The sequence below is a fragment of the Candidatus Eisenbacteria bacterium genome, assembly GCA_016867715.1.
Classification (GTDB): Bacteria; Orphanbacterota; Orphanbacteria; order Orphanbacterales; family Orphanbacteraceae; genus VGIW01.
Genome location: VGIW01000056.1, coordinates 1 through 21,462, shown reverse-complemented (window position 1 = coordinate 21,462; position 21,462 = coordinate 1). Strand labels below are relative to the sequence as shown.

Here is a 21,462-nt window from a genome sequence, read left to right as displayed (position 1 = left end):
GCCCGTACACCTTCTCCCCGTTGTACCAAAGAAGCACCGTGTCCACCGTGGCGACAAGCTCCCCCGTCCCCACCTCACGGCACCAGGCGGGATCCATCGGGACATGCGCATAGCGCGGCGCGGACGGCGACGCAACGGGAAGAGCGAGAAGGAGAACAACCCAAAGCGATCGTGCACGTGTTATATTTCGAAACCTCCCTTTCAAGAAGACGAACGAACGATTGCTCATGAGATCCTCCCGCGAGGTCGGAACGCCCGCTTTCCCAATCCACCCCTCGCCCCCGACCGTTCGGGGAAGGAGCGCGCCGCGGCACGTTCCCTCCCCGAACCCTCGAAGACCCTTCTTCGTTTCACTCTACCCCTTCCGGTCGTTTCCGGACAGGCGGGGCCGGAGGTCCCGGCCCCGGTTCCACCGCGCGCTTGTCGAAGTGGATCTCACCCCTGCTCCGGCTTCGTCCTCACGGGGCAGTCGTCACCCGGGTCGTCGTTGAACGCCAGCTTGATGCACGTCCAGGATGTCGGCAGCTCCGAAGAGGCGCTCTCCTCCCCGACGATCTCCGCCCATCTGCCAAGGAGATACTGCTGAAGACCCGGGTCGACGTCCTCCCAATCCGCATCGACCAGGGAGAGGTCCGGCGCCGCGGGGTCCGCCTTCAGCGCCTCGACGAAGACCGCCCACGGTTCGCGGTCCTCCTCCGAATCGGAGATCCCCATGCGCGGCGCGGTGAGAACGCCCCCCCGTTCCGGTCCGTCGGCGCCTTCCTGCATGACGCACCCGAAACCGAGTACGAAAAGAGCGACCCACAACATCCCGGCGATTCCTGCGATCGGCTTCATGACCCCCTCCTCTCTTCTCCGCCGGAGATCTTCCGGCGGTCGTTCCCGCCCGGATTCGGCGGTCCTGTCTCTTCGAGCCGCCGAATGCACCCAGAGAGCAAGCGAGATGCCGAGACAAAGAAACGTCTCGTCTTCTTGCCAACTCTCTTGTTCACAAGAAGATCGGCGATCACCGCACGAAGGGGCGGCGGGGGGCGCGCCTGATCGCCGCTGAGACGAAGGAGGTCCTTCGAGGGGAGCGTCTTCCGAATCTCTTCCTGTTCAACGAGTTCGACCGGTCTCACAAGTGAGACCGGGGTCTCATTCGTGAGAATCCTTCCCGCGCGGAAAGAGAAAGAGGAGGCTCGCAGTCGTCGGCTGGGCCCTGATCCGACGGATCCGACGTCTTGAGGTCCGCACGGCTCGAGGCTTCGCAGAATTCTCCTCGAGCGAAAACACTTGACGGATGGCCGAATCGTATGGCATTCTTTGTTGCAAGCCACGGGGATCGGGACCACCAGACGGAAATTCTATTTGCGACCCGCACGGACGGGTCGGAGCGCACGAGTGGGAGCTCGCCTCTCACGCGGCTCTTCCTGCGCGCAAGGAGGAAAGGAATGAGAAGGCTTCTTGCAGCGATGGTCGTTCTCTCGCTGCTCGTCCTCCCGTCGGGAGGCTACGCTCTCATCGAGGTCAACAACACGCTGGGCTTCGCGCCGGATGTCGTCGAAGGGGATCCGGATACGCCGGTAGGGATCCAGCAGGGGATCGCGCACGTGCCCGGCCTGGAAACGGATCGAGAACCAACGATGTCGTTTCGGCAACTGCTGGTTCAAGTTGCACTCCTGACCACAGTTCTCTGGTAGGGGACAATCGTGAAGCAATTGTAGCGAGACCTTCTCGTTGGGATCGACGACCTGAAGAAGCGCTCGTCATCCAACCCGACCGTCATGGACAATATCGCGACGCTTCTCTTCTACTGTGGTGCCTACCTTGAATCCTGCTCGTATGACCAACAGCTTCAGAAAGCCTTTCGGGAAGCCCCGACTTCTCCGATGAAGATCCAATCCGCTTACCGTTTCTGCCGATCTTCCGTCTCCGCCGGACTTTTTGACGAAGCCTACCGAATGTCGCAAGAACTTCTGACGACCGAAGGCCTTGCTCCCGAACATCGGTCGAGGTTCCGAGCCGTGATGGCGGAGGCGGAGATGCGCATGGGGCGTCTCGACGCTGCGCTCCGTTCATGTGAAGACGCGACGAGCCTGGCCAAAGACCCCGAGTCGCTCGGAGAAATCAATTATGTGAGAGGTTGGGCGCTCTCTCTTTCGGGCCGACCCTACGATGGTCTTGCTTGCTTCGCAGCCTCAGCAAGGCTTCTGGAAACGGTCGGGGCCCCCTACCGGGCGGTGCGTGCTCGACTCGGCGCGAGTGTTGTGCAGAAGAACGTTGGAGAACTGGGTTCAGCGGCAGGGAGCCTTCGCCTCGCCCTAAGGGCTATTCGCAAGCTTGGTTTTCCCATCCTTGGTGCGACGGCGCACCAGCAGTTCCTTCATATTGACCTTCGTGCGGGTCGCGTCGTTCGGGCGCTTCGCCACTCGGAAACCGCTCTTCACATCTTTCGTCTTGTCGCCAATCGCCCCGGCGAAGCGGATACACGCGTCGCGATGGCGCGCGCCTTCCGCCTTCTCGGCAAGCTCCGAGAGGCAAAGACGGAGATCGAACAAGCGCACGCCCTGTGCGACTCGGGGAGGTTCCTTCGAACGAAGGCCCTCTGTTGGGAGGAAGAGGGAGAGCTCGCCTTCCGGTCGGGGGATCGGACGCGGGCGGCTCGCTGCTTCGGGCGTGGTCTCGCGATCGCGAAGAAGATCGCGCCCAAGGGGGATCTCTTCCCGGAATTGGCTCGCCGGCTCGCCGATGTTCGCATCGAGGAGGGGCGGCTCGAGGAGGCGAGGACCCTCGCGACGGAGGCGCTCTCCGTCTCGCGATCGTGCATGGACCGGCGAGAGGAGGGGACCTGCTACCGGACGCTCGGTCGGCTCGCCCGTAGAGAGGGGCGCGAGCGAGAGGCTCGCGATCTCTACGACCGCGCCGTCGGCACATTTCGGCTCATCCGAGATCGGATCGAGCTCGCGCGCACCTTGGAGGAGCGGGCCGAGGGATCCTCTCTTCCGGAAAAGGAGTTCCTGGAAGCCGGCGCGCTCTACGCACGCGCCGGGATGAAGGAGGACGAGGAGCGGGTTCGCCGGAAGCTGGAAGAGCCGTTCTTCGAGAGACCCGCGGCGCCTCGGCTCGCCGAGGAAGATCCCTTCTCCTGCATCGTCACCGAAAGCCGCGATCTCCTCGATCAGATCGCGATCGCCCGCGAGATCGCATCGAGCGCTCTCCCCGTGCTCATTTCAGGCGAGACCGGAACGGGGAAGGAGCTTCTCGCGCGGGCGATCCACCGAACGGGCCGCCCCGGCAAACCGTGCGCGATGATCGATTGCGCGGCGCTCTCGGAGGCTCTTCTCGAGAGCGAGCTTTTCGGGCACCTGCGAGGCGCGTTCACCGGTGCCGCACACGACAAGCTCGGTCTCTTGGAGAAGGCCGATGGGGGGACGCTCTTCCTCGACGAGATCGACAAAGCATCTCCCGGCTTGCAGGCCAAACTTCTCCGCTTTCTGGACACGGGGGAAGTTCGCAGGTTGGGAGATACCAAGGAGCGAATCGTCTTCACGCGAACCATCGCGGCCGCCACGAAAGACCTCTGTGCATTGGTCGAACAAGGTGCTTTTCTCCCCGATCTTTTGTTCCGGTTGCGCGGCGTCGAGCTGCATGTTCTCCCGCTTCGCGATCGCCCTTGCGACATCGTGCGCCTCGCCGAGCATTTCCTCTCCGAAGAAACGGGCGCACGGGGACGCCGGATTCGGTTTTCCCACGGGTGTCTCTTGGCGATGGTTCGCTACGACTGGCCGGGGAACGTTCGAGAGCTCAAGATGGAAGTGGCGCGTCTCGCGCATCTGGTTCGGGGAAGAGTGATTCCGGCCACCCTGCTCCGGCGATCGATTCGAGAAGGAGCGAGTGTTTCTCGAGAGAGATCCTTGCGAGAACGCTCGCGAAGGAAGGAGAAGGAATTGCTCTCCTCCGTCCTCCGTGAGTTCCGCGACGATGTCCAACGGTCGGCGAGATACCTCGAGGTCAGCCGCGCGACTCTCTACCGAAAGATGAAGCTCCACGGTCTCCGATAGACATTCCGTGGAGCGCGAGAGCTCCGCACGATCACGTTCCTTCTTCCGACCCGCCGATACGGTAAAGACCCATTCGCTCATGGCAACAATCGGTGGGAGAGCATTCTGCTAACGTAGAAGGACCGTCCTCGCCGTCGCGCGCCGGCCGGCGGATTCGAGGGAGAGGAGGTAGACGCCGCTTCCGACCGCGCGGCCCCGGTCGTCCCGCCCGTCCCACGCGGTCTCGTGGCTCCCCGCGGCGAAGGGACCGTCGGCGAGAACCCGCACGAGCCGGCCGCTCACGTCGTAGACGGAAAGATGCGCCGCGCCCGCCGCGGGAAGATCGAAGCGAATTGTCGCTTGAGGGTTAAAGGGATTGGGCGCGCTTGGGTGGAGGCGGAAGGAGAGGGGAGGCGCCGCGTCCTCGATCCCGGTGAAATCTCCTCGAAGCACCACGTGAAGCGGGCTCGCCTCCCCCCACATGCCGCCGGAGTCCTTCCCGCGGATCCAGATCGTGTCGACGGGGGGCGCGAGGAGTGAGGCGTCGATCGTGTCGAAGACCTCGGCGGCGGCGCTCCCCCAGGTCCCGCTCATCGCCGTCCATTCGCCCGACCCGTCCGGCGCGAGAGACCAAGCCGCCGCGACGACCGCGGATCCTCCCCTGAGGGAATCGGAGACCGCCGCGCGAATCTCGGCCGCGCTCCCCCACGGGACCGGATCGGGCGCGACGCGCGCGCTCCCGGCGACGATCCGCGGCCCGCGTGTGTCGTTCCCCGGGATCGCGAGCACGATGTCGGCGTCCGATGCGTCCATTCCGTGGAGCGGAGGACTGCCGCCGTCCGCCAGGAGGACGCGAATCCGGAGCGTCGTACCGTTCGGCACACCGGTGAGATTCCACGAACACGGCGAGGGGCCGGCGTTCGCAGCGATCGTGTTCCACGACGCGCCTCCATCGCCGCTCCACTCGATTCGCCTTTGTCCAACGCCCACTCCCCCGTGGATCGTCTCGTTCCATCGGATCGTGACGGGAGAGGAGTTGATCGTCCCGCCGCTCGCGAACGTCGTGAGGACGACGTCCGGATGGTCCCGCCCGATCAGCCATCGCACCGTCTTGTCGAAGACGGAAGCGCGGGTGAAGTCGTCGTCGTTCGACGTGTTCAGGCGGGACCATTCGAAGCAGTAGGTCGCGCCGCGCGATTTCGTCCCGCCCCAGACCGCGCTGTCCGGATGCCCGGACGGGGACGCATCGATCCATCGGAGCCCGATCATCCCCTGGCTCGCGTTCTCGCTCCAAACCGAATCGATCGTCGCGGGGACCGCGGCGCGCGCGACGACGTCTCCCGCGCCGCCGCCTCGGATCGGCGTGTAGGAGATTCCCCCGATCGAGTAGGATCCGCTGATCGGATCGTTCGCCGCGCCGAAGACGATGCTCCAGAACGAGGGTTCTCTCAGGAAGGAAGCTTTGAGGCAGCGCCCGAGCCAGCTCGCGGTTTCTTCGGACCGGAAGGGGGAAGCCGGATCGGATAGCGCCCAGACGGCGTCGTGCGAGACCGCGGCGAGGCGTCCGCCTCCCGCGAGATAGCGGTCGATCGTCTCCCGCGCCGCGTCGGAAAACGGAGGGTACTCCTCCCATCCCGCCTGCCACCAGACGACCGGATGGCTGCGAAGGCCGCGCGTGCGGTCCCCGAGGGGGGGAATCGTCCCCTCGGCGATGCGCCCGAGCCAGCCGAAACGATTGAGGGCAAAACGATATCGGTCCGAATCTTCGAATGTCGCGTCGCCAACGACGAGGAGGATGTCCGCCCGCCCGCCGGTCGTGAAGCGATAGAGCGCCGAACCGCCGTCGTCAGCGGTCCGGTTTCCACGGAAGTCGGCGGAGGAAACGGAAAACCGGTACGTCGTGTCGGGAAGGAGCCCGTCGATCGCGACTTCGTGAACGAGGACGAGATCGCGTGAGACGATCGTGTCGGCGAGAGGAAACCCGTCGATTCCGAAGGCGACCCGAGAATCGGAAGGGATGTCGCTCTCCCATCGAATGACGGCGGACGCATCGTCCGGAGCGCTCGCCGCGGGCGGCCGCAAGACCGGTCCGCGAAGCCACGCGGCGGCGCCCGCGGTTCGGCCTTGGTACTCCGCGCGGATGGAATCGCCGTGGCTCACCGAAAGAAGGCCGTCTCCGTGAACCGGCCCTCCGGTTGCCGTGGGGAACGCTCCGACGAAGAGGCCCCCGCTTCCCGCGAGCGCGAGGCTCTCCGGCTCGACCTCCGTGTCGGAAGAGAGGAGGACAAGAGCGCTCGGCGCGTCTCCGTCCTCGACTCGCACGAAGATCGTGTCGATCGCGCCGTACGAGTTCCGATCGAGGGAGATCGATCCGACGTTCGCGTCGAGCGCGCCGGTGACGACGAGCGCGTACGGCTGGGGTCCGAAGGGAACGGCCGCGGCGGCCACCTCGATCGTCCATTCCCCCGCCGCCGGCCCGGCGAGAAGAACACATTCTTCGACATTCAAGGAATCGCGCGCGCCCCCCGCGACCGAAAGCCCGCCGGAGAAGACATTGCCGAGATAGACGAGGCCGCCCTTTCTCACCGTGAGGTCGAGATCGTTCACGAGGTTCCGCGAGGCGGCGGGCGAGGAAGGATAATCGGTCCAGACGAGAACCGCCTTCAAAGGCTCGGCGGACGAGGCGACCGTCACGCGGTAGACATCGATCTCGCCGGTGAGAAGGCCGGGGGATTCGTCCGTGATCGCGAGACGCTTCGAATCGCCGGAGAAGGCGAGCGCATCCTCGAGACGGATTCTTCCCCAGCCGATGTCGAACGACGGAATCGCGTGGCCCGCGAAATCCGACACGCTCCCCGAGACGAGCATCGCGCGAAGAAGCGCCGCGGAGGGCGGATGAGACGCCGATGCGCCCTTCACGCCGGAGGGATACCACCCCTCCATGAAGTACTGGCGCACGAGCGCCGCGCTCGCGGCGATCGACGGCGCGGCCATGCTCGTCCCCTCGAGCGTTTGATACGCGGCGTCGGTCTCGCCCGAGGCGGAAGCGAGCCGCGCGGGAGCGCAAAGGGTCGGCTTGATGCGCCCGTCGTCGGTCGGCCCCCGGCTCGTGCTCGAGTAGATTTGGTTCGCCTGTGAACCGTTTTCGGTCCCGCCCGCCCCCACGCAGTTCTTGCTCGCCGCCGGAGACGCGACCGAGTTTGTGATTGCGCCGTTTCCGTTGGAGAAGACGAGGAGGAAGTCCTTGTGCTCCCACACGAAGCGATCGAGCTGCTCGCACCGAAAGTCATACGCCCCTCCGCCGAGGGCTCCCCAGGAGTTCGACATGATCCGCGGCGCCCCCGCCTCGTTCCCCTCGTAGACGAGAAGGAAGAGGTCGGCGAGGTCGGCGGGCGTGTGCACGATGTTCGAGTTCCCGCCCGCGTCCACGAAGAAGAGACGCGCTTCGGGGGCGATTCCGTCCAGCCCGCTCGCGCCGAACGTGCTGTCGTTTCCGGCAAGGGTGCAGGCGGTGTGGGTGCCGTGATAGAAGGCGCCCGGGTCGTCTCCGAAGAAGATGAGGGGAGAGTCGCACGCCTTGCGATAGGCGACGATCTTGCGGTGGTCCGGGAAGTCCCCGTACTCGGCGATCGTGCGGAGAGCGTCGTGGAACATCCGATGCGGCGCGCGAAGGCCGCTGTCGCAAAGGGAGAGGAGACCCCCCTCGCCCCGAAGGCCGCGCGCCCAGATGCTTCGATTCCCGGCCGTGTTCGTCTGCACGACCCATTGACAGTCCTGGTTAAAGAAGACGGGTTCCCGAAAGGGCTCGATCCAGCGGATCTCCGCAAAGTCGGCGAGACGCCGGACTCCTTCGCCGCCCGCGCGGAGAACGATCGCATTCGTTGATCGATCAAGTATATCGAAGCCGGCGCGCGCGAGAGAATCGGCCGTCCACTCGGCGCTCTCGCCCGGGAAGAGGAGCGCGACGACCCTCTCCTCTCCGGCCGCGCGCGACGCGAGGGAGGCTTCGATCTTGAACCGCCCCTCATAGGGCGCGACCCAATCGACGCCGGGGGAGGCGAGGATCTTCTCGGCGCCTTCGGGCGAGGCGCGGACGATGAGCGCATCGTCCGGAAGATATCCCGCCGCGCGCCTTCCTTCTCGTTCGATGGCTTTCTTCCATTCCTCGCGGATCGGTCCTTCGAAGCGGACGATCCAATGTCTCTCGGCCGTCGAGGCAAGCGCCTTCGGCGCGGTTCCAGTCGCTCTCTCCCCGTTCGAAAACACAACGGCGCCGCGGCGCGCGCCTTGTTCCTTCTTCCGCGTTCCGATCCTTTGGATCGGCGCGGTCGCATCCAGGGACGCATCCGGTTCGAAGAGCCGGAACGAGCGGGGCGCCGGGGCGAGGAAGACGCCTCCCCGCTCAATCGCCGCTGTCCAGAACCATCGCTCGCTTTCGACTTTCGGAAGCCCGAGCCGCGCCGCGTGAACCCAGTTCCGCTCCGCCGTGACGTGCACCCAGTCTTCTTCGATCGAGGAGAGGTCGGACGGAGGCGCGAAGGGGCGCGGGGAGACGAACACGTGGTAGATCTCGGCGCCCGGAACGCCTTCCCAGCGGAGCATCGCGTCCTCGGCGCGGACCGATGCGCCGTCTTCCGGTTCCGCGAGCCGCGGAAGGAGGGGAACCGAGTCCTCGAGAGAGGAATCCGAGAGGACGGGGGAGAGAAGGAGGACCAGAAACGCGGAGCCGAGAGCCGCTCTCGAAGAAAGGGAGAACAAGAACCCCTCCGCAACGCCCCTTCGGACGCTCCCGAGCTTCCTCGTGAACGGATCGACCCATCCCGCCGGCCGCGAGCGGATCCTTCGCGCGCGTTCCCCGCCGCGCCGCCGCGAATCGGCCTCCGAGAATACCACGGCGTCTCGGGTTCGGGTCAACGCCGTTTCCGCGGCGGGGCGGTCGAGCCTCGCGGGGCCGCCGAGGGCTCCCGGGGCGCCTCCGGAACTAATGAAAGAGAGCCCTGTTTCTGGTAGAATGAAACCATCACGGGATGATCGAACACCGGCAGGCCTTTCTCGGAAAGCGAGGTCCGACATGCGGCGCGCACTTTTCCTCTCGGCAACCGTTCTCCTCTTCGCCCTCCCTGCGCTCGCCACCGTTCCGTGGACGCCTGAAGACGCCGCGCGCGCCCGCGCCGCCTTCGAGGCGGGGGAGAGACCTCTCCCGGACGACGCGCGCCTCTTCTTCAGCGGCGACGACCTCGCCGATTTCGGGCTCGCGGCGAGCTTCATCGCTTCGATGCAGGTGGCGGACACGCTCGACCCGGAATACGGCGGGATCCGCGAAGGGGAACACCTTCTCGACATCATCCAGACGGACAACACTTCGGAATCGATCTGGATCTTCTCGCGGTTCTTCGAGCTGACCGGAGATTCTTCACTCCTCGATCATCTCGCAGCTTCCTGGACGTATGTCCTCGGCCATCCCGCGTACGACGAGGAGGGCGGGGACGACCTCGTCACCGGCTACTACCGCATTTACAACTGCGGGTGGGCGCTCTGCGCACAGATGAAATATGTCGAGGTCTTCGGCGACTCGTCGTACATGGACTACGCGGACTCGTGCGCCGGGTATCTCCACACGCACAACCTGGCGCGCACCGGAACGACAGGTTTCCACAACCTCGTCAACCCGCCGGTGCTGGCTTGGGCGGCGGGGAACCTGTACGAATACGGGGTGTGGCGCGGGAACGCGACCTGGGTCGATACCGCCGAGCGCCGCGGCAACCGCGTGAAGAACTGGGTGAACGGCGATCCGCTGGTCCTCTCGAACGAGGAGTGGGCGATGTCGGGTGGAGCGGTGATGTGGGGTCTTCTCGAATCCTACTTCCGGGATCATCCGGAGGAGGAATCGCTCTGGGTCGCGTCGCACGCGGCCGAGATGGACACGGTCGCCGATCCGGGTTCCTGGGAGAACGCGTGGAACGGGTGGTATGCTTTGGGGATGAAGCGCCTCGAGGTCTCGACCGGCGATCCGATCTGGGGAACGCGCCACCTGAACATGACGAACTATCTCCGCGCGTTCGACACGGACGACGACGGCGGCATCCAGGCGCAGCCGGCCGATACGGACACGATGGACCAGGCGTGGGTGACCGCTTACCTCGGGTTCATGGGGTTCGATCTTCTCATCGGCGACGCGACGGCCGTGGCGTCCGCTCCGCTTCCGGCCGCGCCGGCGGTTCTTCTCGGGAACCGGCCGAACCCGTTCAACCCGGAGACCGCGATCTCCTTCCGTTTGGCCGATCCGGCGCGCGTCGTGCTCGACGTTCTGAACCCGGCGGGCCGCCGGGTGGCGCGGCTTCTCGACGCGGAGCTCGCGCGCGGGGTCCATTCGGTCGTTTGGAAAGGCGCGGATGCAGCGGGGCGTCCCGTCCCCTCCGGAGTCTACTTCGCCCGGCTGGAGACGGAGCGCGCCGGAGAGACGCGGAAGATGGTCCTCATCCGATAAGGGCCCATGCCTCAGGAATCGATGGACACAGAAAGCCCGGTCGGGCCGCGAGCGGACGCAGTCCGTTCGATCCCCGGCCGGGCGCGGTCCAACAACCCCGGACGTGAAACGTTCATGGTTTGAGTGTATGAGAAGGAGTCTTCGTGCATGAACGCGAACGCCAGTACGAAGCGCCCGATGTCGAGCTTTGCGGAGCTGATCGAGCGCGCGAAGAACATGGGACCGAAGCCGGTGGCGGTCGTCGACGCCGCGGACGACGTCGCGCTTTCCGCCATCTCTAGGGCGGTCGCGCTCGGGATCGCCGAGCCGATTCTCGTCGGCGAAGAGGGGAAGATTCGGGAGAAGCTGGAGTCGGCCGGCGAGAGGGATCTCGCGGCGAAGGCGAGAATCCTCGGCGCCGCGGGGCCGGACGAGGCGGCGGCCGCGGCCGTCGCGCTCGCGAGAAAGGGAGAGGCATCGGTCCTCCTCAAGGGCCACCTCCGCACGGATCAGCTTCTCCGCGCGGTTCTCGACAAGGAGAAGGGTCTCCGCACGGGAAGAGTCCTCAGCGATGTCCTCCTCTATGAGGATCGGACGAGCGGAAGTAGGCGGCTCGTCGGCGTGACGGACGGAGGGCTGAACGTTCTCCCGACGCTCGAGCAGAAGAAGGAGATCGTCGAGAACGCGGTGCAGGTCTTCCGCGCGCTGGGGTTCGAGAAGCCGCGCGTCGCGATCATGAGCGCGACCGAGGCGGTCTCGGAGAAGCTCCCCTCGACGGTCGACGCGAAGTCGCTCACCGAGATGGGCGAGCGCGGGGAGTTCGGGTCGTGCGAGGTGTACGGACCTCTCGCTCTCGACAACGCTCTTCTCGTCTCGGCGGCGGAGGCGAAGGGGATCCGCTCCCCGGTCGCGGGCCGGGCGGATATCCTCGTCGTTCCGAACATCGAGGCGGGGAACCTGCTCGGGAAGGGGGTCAAGTATCTCGGCGGTTCCGCGTGCGGGCACGTGATCATGGGGGCGCGCGTCCCCGTTCTCATCCCGTCGCGCGTCGAGAGCGCCGAGGACAAGCTGAACGCGGTCGCTCTGGGGGTGATCATTCATGGATAAAAGAAGTCCCGCGCGCATCCTGGCCCTGAACCCGGGATCGACATCGACCAAGATCGGTCTTTTCGAGGACGCGCGCGCTCTCTTCCAGGAGAACGCGCGCCACGGGGAGGAGGAGCTCGCTTCCTACGCGGGCCGCCCGCTCGTCGAACAGCTCGATCTTCGCCTCGAAAAGGCGAGGGCTTGCCTTCGGGCGCGCGGGGTCGACGCGAAGCGCCTCGACGCGTTCGTCGGGCGGGGAGGGCTCCTGAAACCCCTCCCGAGCGGAACCTTTGCGATCAATGAGAAGATGCTCGCCGATCTTCGCGAGGCGAAGCGGGGAGATCACGCGTCGAATCTCGGCGCCCCGATGGCCCGCGCCCTCGCCGATGAAGCCCCCGGCTCGTGCGCGTTCATCGTCGATCCGGTGAGCGTCGACGAGTGGCCGCCGGTCGCTCGGCTCTCCGGGCTCGAAGGCCTCGATCGCGAATGCCTCTCGCACGCGCTGAACACGAAGGCGGTCGCGAAGCGCCACGCGCGCGAGACGAACGCCCGCTACTCGGATCTTCGGCTCGTTGTGGCTCATCTCGGGAGCGGGATCTCGGTCTCCGCGCACGAAGGCGGCCGGATGGTCGATGTGACGAACTCGATGGAGGAGGGCGCCTTCTCGACCGAGCGCTCCGGTTCCGTTCCGGTGATGAAGCTCGTGAAGCTCTGCTTCTCCGGCAGGCACGGCGAGAAGGAGATCGCGGCGAAGATCTTTCGGCGGGGGGGGATCGCCTCGTATCTCGGGACGAACGACCTTCGCGAGGCGCTCGATCGGATCGCCTCGGGGAACGCGAAAGCGAGGCTCGTCGTCGACGCGATGATCTATCAGATCGCGAAGGAGATCGGAGCCGCGGCGACCGTGCTCGAGGGAAGGGTCGATGCGATCCTCGTCACCGGCGGCATGGCGCACGCCTCCGAGGTCGTCGACGCGCTTGCGAAACGCGTCGGATGGATCGCGCCGGTCAGAGTCTATCCCGGAGAGGACGAGCTTCAGGCGCTCGCCGAGGGGGCGCTTCGCGTGCTGACCGGCGAGGAGAAGCCGATCGAGTACTCGTAAGGCTCGTGTCCATCCGTCCGAAGGGCGCTCCTCGCGGGGCCCGGCCGAGAAGACCTCCTACGTGTTCCTGTCGGGTTCCAGGCTAGTGGACATACCCGAGCGAGCGGAGCCCCTCGAGGGTTTCCTCGTCGATCTCCGTCTTCGTGAACGAGCCCGTTTCGGACGCGAGACGCCAATCCTCGAGCGACGCGAGAAGCCTCGCTAGGATGTCCGCCCTCTGTTCCGCGAGGTTCGTCGTCTCGCCCGGATCGCTCTCGAGATCATAGAGTTCGTAGACGGGACCCGACGGCGTCGGGATTCGAATGAGCTTCCATCCGTCCGCGCGGATCATGCGCCACTTCCCCGCGTCCCCCTCGACGAGCCATCGCGGGTTCTCCTCCTCGCCGCTTCGAGCGATCGTTCTCCGTTTTCCGCGAACGCGAACCGCCCTTCCGTCTCTTCTCCGCGAAGAAGGGGCAGGAGGCTTTGCCCTTCCATTTCCTCCGGCGCGCGGATCCCCGCCGCGTCGAGAAGGGTGGGAGCGAGGTCCGCGAGCCCGGCTTGCGCCTCGATGATCTTCCCGCGAGGGAACCGATTCGGAAAGCGGAGGATCAACGGAACGTGCTGGGTCGGATCGTAGAGATAGTGGGTGTGGGCGAAGAAGAGGCCCTGTTCGCCGAGGCTCTCGCCGTGGTCGGCGGTGAGCGCGACGAGCGTCCGGTCGGAAAGGCCGAGCCGGTCGAGCGCGGAGAGAAGGCGGCCGACCTCGCGGCTCGTGAAGGCGATTTCCGCGTCGTAGAGGGCGACCGTCTCCTCCATCTCCCCGGGGGAGGCGTCGATCGAAAAGATGCGCCGGCGCCCGTCGGGGAGGCGCTCATCGAGGAGCCGCGGCTTCCCCGCGTCCGCGAAGAGCCGATCGAACGGGCGGGGCGGGACATAGGGAAAGTGCGGGTCGAGGTAGTGCGCGTAGAGGAAGAACGGTTCCGATCGATTGCGACTTAAAACGTCGATGGCGAAATCGGTCACTGTGTCGGCTTGGTATCCCGTGCGGAGATCTCTGAGACGGAGCCTTCGGAGGAGATCGGCGAGAAGCGAGGCTTCGAATCGCGAGGGCTTGTGCAGGTAGCGGTATTCGTCCCACCCTCGGTCGAATCCCCACGCGGGCGTGAGGAGCGGGTGCGGGTTCGCGAAGGCGGTCCGATATCCGGCCTCGCAGAGGATCTCCGCGAGCGTCGAGCGCCCTTCTTCCAGGCGGTTCGGGTGGTTCACCACGCCGGCGGCCGCCGGATAGAGGCCCGTGAGGATCGTCGCGACCGAAGGCTGAGTGAGGGGAGCGGGAGCGATGGTCTCCGCGAAGAGGACTCCATCCCGCGCGAGCCGGTCGATCGCGCCGCTTGCCGGGCGAGGGTTCCCGTAGCAGGAGAGCCGGTCGGCTCGGAGCGTGTCGATCACGAGGAGCAGGATGTTCAGGCCCCCTTCCGGCGCGCGCGTTCCGGAAGATCCTCGCGCGGCGACGGCCAGCCCGATGAGAAGAAAGACCGCGGGAACCGCGGCGAGCGCGCGTCCGGTTCTCGCTCGAGCGGGTTCGAGGCGAAGGGCGATGCGGATGCAGACGGCCCCCGCGCACGCGAGCGCGAGCGTGACGGCGAGCCCCCTCGCCGAGAAGGATCGGGCGACGAAGTCCCGGTGGATCCAGAATCCGGCCCAGAAGACGAAGGCCGCCGCGAGGCCCGCGAGGGACGCGGCCCCCGGCGCCGCCCGATCGCGGCGCGCGAGGAGGAGGGCGACGCAAGCCGTTCCGACTCCCGCCGCGAGACCCGCGGCGGCATAGACCGCGAAGAGAACGATCAAGTACGCGAAGCGGTCCGGCGCCGAAGGGTACCAGTACGGATAGAGGAGAACCTGCTCGATCCCGTTCGCGAGACCGAACGTCCCGAACCAAAACGCAGTCCATCCGGCCGCCCGCGCGGCGAGAGAAACCATCGCTTCCTCCCTCCCGCGGAGCAGAGGCCGCGGGAGAAACCGCATCGCCTTTTCCCGAGGATGGTAGCGAAGACGGTTCCGAACGGCGAGAGGAATGGAATACGCGAGCCGCCGGCTCTTGCAGTCTCGCGGGCGCTGGTCTACGCTCGTGGCCGGCGGCGACGCGGGGGGACTTTCGATGGCCAACGACAAGGGCCCGTTCGAGCGCCTCTTCCCGGCGGTCTCCTCCGCCGAGGAGAGGCGGATTCCGAGGCGCCAGCGCGTCTTCGTGAACCGCAATCTGCGTCTCCCCTCGATCGGGGCGATCGGCTTCGACCTCGACCACACGCTCGCGCACTACGATCCGCTGCCGGTCGAGGAGCTGGCGTTTCGCGTCACCCAGCAGAGGCTCGTGCGGAAGCGCGGCTACCCTCCGGCGATCGCTGCGATCCGGTACGACCCGGAGTTCGTGATCCGCGGGCTCGTGATCGACCATCTCCGCGGGAACATCCTGAAGACGAACTACCACAACTTCGTCACGCGCGCGTTCCACGGAAGGAAGGAGCTCTCGCGAGAGAAGCTGGCGCTCTACCGGCGCCGCCACGTCAGCCTCTCCTCGAAGAACTACTCCTCGGTCGACACACTTTTCCATCTGCCCGAGGTCTATCTCTTTCTTTCGATCATCGATCGGCTCGAGGAGAGCGGGGAGCAGCCGGACTTCCGAAAGATCTACCGGGACGTCCGCGAGACGATCGATCAGGCGCACGCGGACGGAAGCATCAAGAGCGTCATTCGCGAGAATCCTTCGCGATTCATTCAAAGCGATGTCAAGCTTCTTCAGACCCTCGAGCGCTTTCGCTCGTGGGGAAAGAAGCTCTTCCTGCTCACGAACTCGGAGTACTACTACACGGACGTCTTGATGCGCCATCTTCTCCGGGAGCGAAAGGGGGAGGACGCCGCGGAGTGGCGCCGATTCTTCGATGTCGTGATCACCGACGCGAAGAAGCCGGACTTCTTCGACGGAAAGAAGGCGGTCGCGCCGCGGCCGCATCGGAAGGCCCTTCATCCGTGCGCGGGGAAGGGGGGGAACGTGCGCTTCCTCGAGGCGAAGCTCGGCTTCCGGGGCGACGAGATCCTCTACTTCGGCGATCACACGTACGGGGATATTCTCCGGGCGAAGAAATCGGCCGGATGGCGGACGGCGATGGTGGTGCTCGAGCTCGAACTCGAGCTCAAGGTCACGCTGCAGATCGGGCCGAAGCTGAGGCTCTACTCGGCGCTTTCGGAGGAGCGGGACCGGATCGACATGGAGAGATCTTCCCTTGAGAGGGAGAAGGCGCGGCTCGAGCTTCTCAATCGAAGCGAGCGGGTTCCGCGCACCCGCGCGCGCCGTGAACGGAAGATCCTTCTTCTCGACGAGGAGATCCGAGCGCGCGGCCGAAAGATCGAGGAGCTGGATCGCCAGAGCGACGCGACGTGGAAGGAGTGCGAGCGGAGCTACAACCGTGTCTGGGGGCCGATCTTCCGAGAGGGGAAGGAGACGAGTCGTTTCGGGCATCAAGTGAAGGACTTCGCGTGTCTCTACACGAGCCGCGTGAGCAACTTCTTGAACTACGACGGCGACCATTTCTTTCGCTCTCCGATGGACCGAATGCCGCACGAGATGTGAGGCCGATGCCGTGAGCGAAAACGAAGCGAGAGGGAGGCCGCTCGCCGGCCGCGTGGCGCTCGTCACCGGCGCGGGGCGGCGCATCGGAAGGGCGATCGCGCTCCGCCTCGCCCGCGAGGGGGCGCGCGTGGCGGTTCACTACGACCAATCCGCGAGGGAGGCCGAGGCGACGGCGCGCGAGGCCGGGGAAGGTGCTTGTGCGTTCCGCGCGGACCTCCGTTCGGTGGAGGAGATCCGGCGCCTCGCGGAGACGGTTCTGGACCGGATGGGCCGCATCGACTTTCTCGTGAACAACGCCTCCACGTTCGGAAGGACTCCGTTCTTTGAGACGGCCGAGGAGGAGTGGGATCTCTTCCACGACGTCAACCTCAAGGCGGTCTTCTTCCTCACGCAAGCGGTTGCTTCCCGCATGAACGAAGGAGTGATCGTCAACATCGCCGACACTGGCGGCGTCCGTCTCTGGCCGGGCTATCTCGCGTACGGGGCCTCCAAGGCGGGGCTCATCGGCCTCACACGGGGGCTCGCCGCCGCGCTCGCGCCGCGGATTCGCGTGAACGCGATTCTTCCGGGTCCGATTCTCCCGCCGGAGGCTCGAGGGGTCGAGACGATGGAAGAAGCGATCTCGAAGACGCTCTTGAAACGCGCGGGGTCTCCCGACGACATCGCCTCCGCCGTTCGCTTCCTCCTCGTGGAGGGAACGTTCATCACCGGCGCCGCCCTTCCGGTGGACGGAGGAAGGCTCGCCGCGGGCGAGTAGACCGCGCCCCGCTCTCCCCCGACACAGAACGGCCCTCCGGGGTTCCGCTAGTTCCCGGAAGGCCTCGCTTCTCTCTCGGCTACCCCGGGTTTTCCAGCCGCTCCGGACGATGCCGAGGCCGCTGAGGGAAAGCCTCGCGGAACTTTAGCACAAAGCGATCGGAACGGCAAGAAAAATGTTTTCGTCTGGAAGAGAATCCGCCTACCGGTTCTCGCGCTCTCCAACCGGGCTCTTGATCCGGAGATACGCGCGCGCGTGCGAGACTTCCGCGCGATGGGCATCCGCGTCCCTCCAGGAGTGAAGGAACTCGCGATAGGCGAGCTCCGCGTCCAAGCGGTCCCCGCGCTCTTCGAAGGCCCTGCCGAGATAGTAATAGGAGAGCGGGAGAAGGAGCGGGGAATCGAGAAGAGACTCGCCGCGGTTGACGACCCATTCGAGGTTCGCGATCGCGTCTCCCCACCTCGCTCGCGCGATGGACGCGCGGCCGAGATAGTGACGAGCGAGCGCGCTCTCGCCTCGACGAAGAGCCCGGCGAAGGGGGATCGCCGCCTCGCCCCCCAATCCTCTTCTCGCCTCGAAGATCCCCTCGATCAGGTCCGCGAGAAACGCGTCCGCGCCGGGAATCGTCACGAGCTCCAGTCGTTTGGCGGTAACCGCGCCGTAGTCGTCTCGAAAGGCGCCGAGAAGCCCTTCGTAGTAAGGGACGGCCGCCGGTCCTTCCGGACGGACTCTGCGGACCGCTTCCCGGAAACGGAGCTCGGAGAGCTCGGCGGCGGCGGAATCGGTCGCCTCCTCCTCGAGGAAGACGTGGAAGCGACGGACGGTGAGATCGATCAAACTCTCCTCGTCCCCGAGTCGGTACGCCTCGTTCCGCGCGCGCGCGAGCACTTCTCTCGCGATGCGAAACTTCCCGTCGGCGAAACGAAGGTTCGCCTCCGCCGCCCGGTGCAGGAAGTAGGGCCTTGTCCCCTCGACGCCGTGCGGGTTCGGGACGGGAGCGCGCGCGAGGAGACCCTCGGCCTCGAGAAGGAGACCCTCCGAGTAGAGGATCGAGGCGAGCCCGATCGGCGCGAGAGGATCCCGCGGGTCGAGCGCGAGAGCTCGGCGGAAGGCGTCGCTCGCCGCGCCGAAGAAGCCGTCGCGAAAGGCGGATTCTCCAAGAAGGACGAGGGGGAGAGGATCCGCGGGCCGGAGGATCGCCCCCTCCTCGAAACCCTCCCGTGCCTCCCGAAGCCTCCCCGCGCGAAGGTCCGCCGCGCTCCGGATGAGGAGCGTCTCGAAGCGTCCCGCGTAGTCTCTTTCGAGCAGGCCGACCGCCGCGCGGAGCGAATCCTCGCCGAGCGCGAGGAACGCGAGCCGGGCGCGGTGCGCCGCGCGCTCGAATCGATTCATGACTTGATCGTTTACATCGTTGAGAAGCGCGCTTCCGCGCGCCCGGCTTCCGCGGAGAAGAAGACGGAACCCGAGATCCGATCGGGCGACCTCGCAGCCGTGCGACTCGGCCGCCTCGAGAAGTAGCGCGAGCGAGCCGGTCTCTCTCGCGTGCGCATGGAGATCCTCGCACGCCGGATCCAGACCCGGATCGGGCGCCGAATCCTTCCTTCCCGCCTCGAGCCGAACCGCCGTCGAATCGGCGAAGAGGAATACCGGCTGCGGGCGCGGCCCGCAGCCCGCGATCGAGGCCGCGACAAGGCATGCGGCGGCGAGGGCTCCGCATGCGCCGGCTGTTCTCCGCTTCACTGCCTTCCGTCCTATCCGCGCTTCTCGCGGTTCATTGAAAGGAAGAAGAAGAAAGGATCCATCAGGTTGTCGAGCTCGCGCTGGAGATCCTTCGGATTGAAGAGAGGAAACGGAGCAAGGAGATTGCGCGGGTGGAGAACACGAGGGCCGTTCCGCCCGATCTCGACGACGAGCGTTCGCGTGCCGAACGTTTCGTGAAGGTAATCCGCCTCGCTCCCTCGGACGAGGAAGAGCGGAAACGCGCGTGCGAGCTGGCCCGCCTTGTATCCGTAATGCGGCTGCTGGTCGATGAGCGCCCGCGCGGTCTCGCGGTACCACGAGTCGATCCGCGACTTCTCGCGCTTCCCACCGTACGGAAAGAGGAATCGTCCGCCGAAGGAATGGAGGGAGAGCGCGAAATCGAAGCGGTGCTCGAGAAGGTGGGAACGGAGGGCCGCCGTTTCCGGCTCGCTGAAGGGGCGCGGTCCGGGATCGTAGATCTTCCGGAGGACTCGGTGCCATAGGTACCGCCTCGAGAAGAACGCCCCGAAGTTTCTGTTGAGATCGACCCCGCGCCGGTTGCCGCGGTGAAAGCGCGCTCTCCCCTTCGTGAGCTCTCTCTCCACCTCGAGGTAGCCGTCGGGATTCAGGATCGGGAGGAAGTGAACCTCGCGGTTCGCGAGCGCCGGGTTCTTGTTCATGTTGGCGACGAAACGCTGGAAGAGCGCGAGGTTCGCCTCGGCGCCGACGAACTCGATTGCGTGGAGAAGAGACAACACGAGGAAACACGCGCGCGGTTCCGCCGCCTCTTCCGTGTTCGACACGCGGAAGACCCAGATCGGCTCGCCGCCGACGCTTGTCCCGATCGGGATCGCGGTGATGTTTCGCGGATACCGTTTGAGGAGCCGGTCGACGCGGACGAACTGCTCCCGGTACGTGTGGTACGGGCCGTATCGCGATGGATCGATGCTGCTCCGATACTCGTCGTTCTTGAGCAGACGATCGTAGAAGATCCGCCAGCTTCGAACGGTCGGGGTCTTTCCCATGTTCGGCTTGCTCCCGATCCATAAACATACGAGAATGGTCGGGCAGTGTAAAGGTCCTCGGTTCTTGCGCTTGCGGCCGCCGTTGGAGGGCGGGACCGGGGAGCGCGCGAGTGAATAGGAGAGGCGCCGGCGGGGTATGCTCTCGTGAGGCGCTTCGATCGGAGATCGCGATCGCCCGATGAACAGACAGGAAGAGCGGCAGTGGATCGCGCGATGCCGAGAGGGCGATCGAGAAGCGTTCGGCCCGATCGTGAACGCCTACATGAAGCGGGCGTACTTCACGGCGCTCGGCATGCTCGGAGACTGCGAGGAGGCGTACGACATCTCGCAGGAAGCCTTCGTCCGCGCGTTCCGCGCGATTCGCGGCTTCGATCCGGCGAGCGACTTCGCCCCTTGGTTCTTCCGCATTCTGCGGAACCTCTGTCTTACGGCGCTCGCCAGGCGGAGATCGCGCGGGTTCGATTCGCTCGACGAGATGGCCGAGGAGGGACGAGAGCCGGACGCCGGGGAGCGCTTCCGCCCCGATCTTCTCGCGGAGCGGAGCGAGGCGGCGGAGCGCGTGTGGAGAGGGCTCGCCGCGTTGGACCTGAAGAGCCGGGAGGTGATCGTGTTGAAGGACCTCGAAGGGTACCGTTACCGCGAGATCGCGGAGATCCTCGGCGTGCCGATCGGAACGGTCATGTCCCGTCTTTTTCACGCCCGGCAGAAGTTGAAAGAGAGGCTCATCGGAGGGGAGGGGCCCCGTGCGGTGTGAGGAGTTTCCGAACGCCTCGATGGCGTATCTCGACGGGGAGATGGAGGCCGAGGCGAGGCGGCGCTTCGAGGAGCACCTCGAGGCCTGCCCGGCGTGCCGCGCGGAGCTTGATGCCCTTCGTCGTGTAAAGGAGGTGACGGCCGGGATGAGATTGTCCGATCGCGAGGATCGGGATTGGGAACTCTACTGGGGGCGCGTGTACAACCGGATGGAGCGCGGCGCGGGCTGGATCCTTCTTTCCATCGGCGCGATCGTCGTCCTCGTGTTCGGAGCGTATCATGCGTTCCTCTCGATTTGGCGCGACGCGTCCCTTCCGGCGGTCGTCCGAATCGGGATCGGGTGTGCGCTTCTCGGGATCGTGGTACTCTTCGTGTCGGTCGCGAGACAGCGCCTGTACGCGTGGGTGCGCGATCCGTACCGGAGGGTTCAGCGATGATCATCTGCACGGCGGATGCCGTTCCGGGTCATGAGGCGGTCGAGTGCCTCGGCCTCGTGAGGGGGAACACCGTCAGAGCGAGGCATCTCGGGCGAGACCTCGTGGCCGGACTCAGGAACCTCGTCGGGGGGGAGATCGATGAATACACGAAGATGCTCGCCGAGGCTCGGGAGCAGGCGCTCGATCGGATGGCGGCGGAAGCGAGAAGACTCGGCGCCGACGGGATCGTCACGGTGCGCTTCGCGACCTCGGAGGTGATGCAGCACGCGGCGGAAATCGTCGCGTATGGAACGGCGGTTCGGCTCCGGAAGCTGTCGAGCGATGCAGCGCGCGAGTCGGGTGGAGGAGGCCGATGAAGACACGAACAATCGCGCTCGTCTTGCTGCTTCTTCTCGCGACCCCTCTCGCTTCCCGGGCGATCCTCTTCGTCGATCTCGGGGATCCGCGCGCAAATGAGCTCACGG

General features: G+C 65.8%; 17 protein-coding genes. 10 read left to right on the top strand and 7 right to left on the bottom strand.

Translation table 11 applies throughout. The features are described from left to right. Both FJY73_09865 and FJY73_09860 read right to left on the bottom strand, forming a co-directional pair. Window positions 1-229, bottom strand: a 229-nt coding sequence (locus FJY73_09865; protein MBM3320968.1) for a hypothetical protein, incomplete at its 3' end; no start/stop codon positions are given. A gap of 206 nt (window positions 230-435) precedes the next feature. Further along, complete coding sequence (locus FJY73_09860; protein ID MBM3320967.1) at window positions 436-837, bottom strand: hypothetical protein; 402 nt, start codon at window positions 835-837, stop codon at window positions 436-438. A gap of 596 nt (window positions 838-1,433) precedes the next feature. Here FJY73_09860 and FJY73_09855 point away from each other — a divergent pair. Both FJY73_09855 and FJY73_09850 read left to right on the top strand, forming a co-directional pair. Next, window positions 1,434-1,682 (top strand): hypothetical protein, encoded by a 249-nt coding sequence (locus FJY73_09855; protein MBM3320966.1) that lies wholly within the window; start codon window positions 1,434-1,436, stop codon window positions 1,680-1,682. 567 nt (window positions 1,683-2,249) lie between these two features. Then, a complete protein-coding gene (locus tag FJY73_09850; GenBank protein MBM3320965.1) occupies window positions 2,250-4,043 on the top strand; it encodes a sigma-54-dependent Fis family transcriptional regulator in 1,794 nt (597 codons plus the stop codon). 108 nt (window positions 4,044-4,151) lie between these two features. On the opposite strand, the gene FJY73_09845 is transcribed toward FJY73_09850, so the two are convergent. After that, window positions 4,152-8,780, bottom strand: a complete 4,629-nt coding sequence (locus FJY73_09845; GenBank protein MBM3320964.1) for a S8 family serine peptidase — start codon at window positions 8,778-8,780, stop codon at window positions 4,152-4,154. A gap of 313 nt (window positions 8,781-9,093) precedes the next feature. Between FJY73_09845 and FJY73_09840 the strand changes: the two genes are divergently transcribed. The 3 genes from FJY73_09840 to buk all read left to right on the top strand — a co-directional run bounded on the left by FJY73_09840 (window position 9,094) and on the right by buk (window position 12,676). After that, window positions 9,094-10,509, top strand: coding sequence for a hypothetical protein (locus FJY73_09840; GenBank protein ID MBM3320963.1), 1,416 nt, complete (start codon window positions 9,094-9,096; stop codon window positions 10,507-10,509). A gap of 177 nt (window positions 10,510-10,686) precedes the next feature. After that, window positions 10,687-11,595 (top strand): bifunctional enoyl-CoA hydratase/phosphate acetyltransferase, encoded by a 909-nt coding sequence (locus tag FJY73_09835; protein MBM3320962.1) that lies wholly within the window; start codon window positions 10,687-10,689, stop codon window positions 11,593-11,595. After that, window positions 11,588-12,676: a butyrate kinase gene (gene buk / locus FJY73_09830; GenBank protein ID MBM3320961.1), complete on the top strand. Its 1,089-nt coding sequence runs from the start codon at window positions 11,588-11,590 to the stop codon at window positions 12,674-12,676. The genes FJY73_09835 and buk overlap by 8 nt, the downstream gene beginning before the upstream one ends. 82 nt (window positions 12,677-12,758) lie before the next feature. Here the strand turns inward: buk and FJY73_09825 are convergent, their stop codons facing one another. Together FJY73_09825 and FJY73_09820 are read right to left on the bottom strand one after the other, a co-directional pair. Then, the gene (locus FJY73_09825; GenBank protein MBM3320960.1) at window positions 12,759-13,007 is read right to left on the bottom strand and encodes a hypothetical protein; all 249 of its coding nucleotides are present in this window, start codon (window positions 13,005-13,007) and stop codon (window positions 12,759-12,761) included. Further along, window positions 13,004-14,638, bottom strand: a complete 1,635-nt coding sequence (locus tag FJY73_09820; protein ID MBM3320959.1) for a sulfatase — start codon at window positions 14,636-14,638, stop codon at window positions 13,004-13,006. Before FJY73_09820 ends, FJY73_09825 begins: the two co-directional genes overlap by 4 nt. Before the next feature lie 178 nt (window positions 14,639-14,816). On the opposite strand from FJY73_09820, the gene FJY73_09815 reads away from it, so the two are divergent. Further along, window positions 14,817-16,286, top strand: a complete 1,470-nt coding sequence (locus FJY73_09815; protein ID MBM3320958.1) for an HAD-IG family 5'-nucleotidase — start codon at window positions 14,817-14,819, stop codon at window positions 16,284-16,286. Window positions 16,287-16,296: 10 nt separating this feature from the next. Beyond that, a complete protein-coding gene (locus tag FJY73_09810) occupies window positions 16,297-17,043 on the top strand; it encodes an SDR family oxidoreductase (protein MBM3320957.1) in 747 nt (248 codons plus the stop codon). Between the two features lie 201 nt (window positions 17,044-17,244). Here the strand turns inward: FJY73_09810 and FJY73_09805 are convergent, their stop codons facing one another. Both FJY73_09805 and FJY73_09800 read right to left on the bottom strand, forming a co-directional pair. After that, window positions 17,245-18,783: a hypothetical protein gene (locus tag FJY73_09805; GenBank protein MBM3320956.1), complete on the bottom strand. Its 1,539-nt coding sequence runs from the start codon at window positions 18,781-18,783 to the stop codon at window positions 17,245-17,247. Between the two features lie 11 nt (window positions 18,784-18,794). Beyond that, complete coding sequence (locus FJY73_09800; GenBank protein MBM3320955.1) at window positions 18,795-19,808, bottom strand: hypothetical protein; 1,014 nt, start codon at window positions 19,806-19,808, stop codon at window positions 18,795-18,797. A 178-nt stretch (window positions 19,809-19,986) separates the two neighbouring features. Between FJY73_09800 and FJY73_09795 the strand changes: the two genes are divergently transcribed. Genes FJY73_09795 through FJY73_09785 form a run of 3 tightly spaced genes read left to right on the top strand, consistent with a single transcriptional unit; the run spans window position 19,987 to window position 21,354 of the window. Further along, complete coding sequence (locus FJY73_09795) at window positions 19,987-20,562, top strand: sigma-70 family RNA polymerase sigma factor (protein ID MBM3320954.1); 576 nt, start codon at window positions 19,987-19,989, stop codon at window positions 20,560-20,562. Beyond that, window positions 20,552-20,998, top strand: a complete 447-nt coding sequence (locus tag FJY73_09790; protein ID MBM3320953.1) for a zf-HC2 domain-containing protein — start codon at window positions 20,552-20,554, stop codon at window positions 20,996-20,998. Before FJY73_09795 ends, FJY73_09790 begins: the two co-directional genes overlap by 11 nt. Next, on the top strand, window positions 20,995-21,354 hold the full coding sequence (locus FJY73_09785) for a YbjQ family protein (protein MBM3320952.1): 360 nt from the start codon (window positions 20,995-20,997) through the stop codon (window positions 21,352-21,354). Before FJY73_09790 ends, FJY73_09785 begins: the two co-directional genes overlap by 4 nt. The last annotated feature ends 108 nt before the right edge of the window (window positions 21,355-21,462 follow it).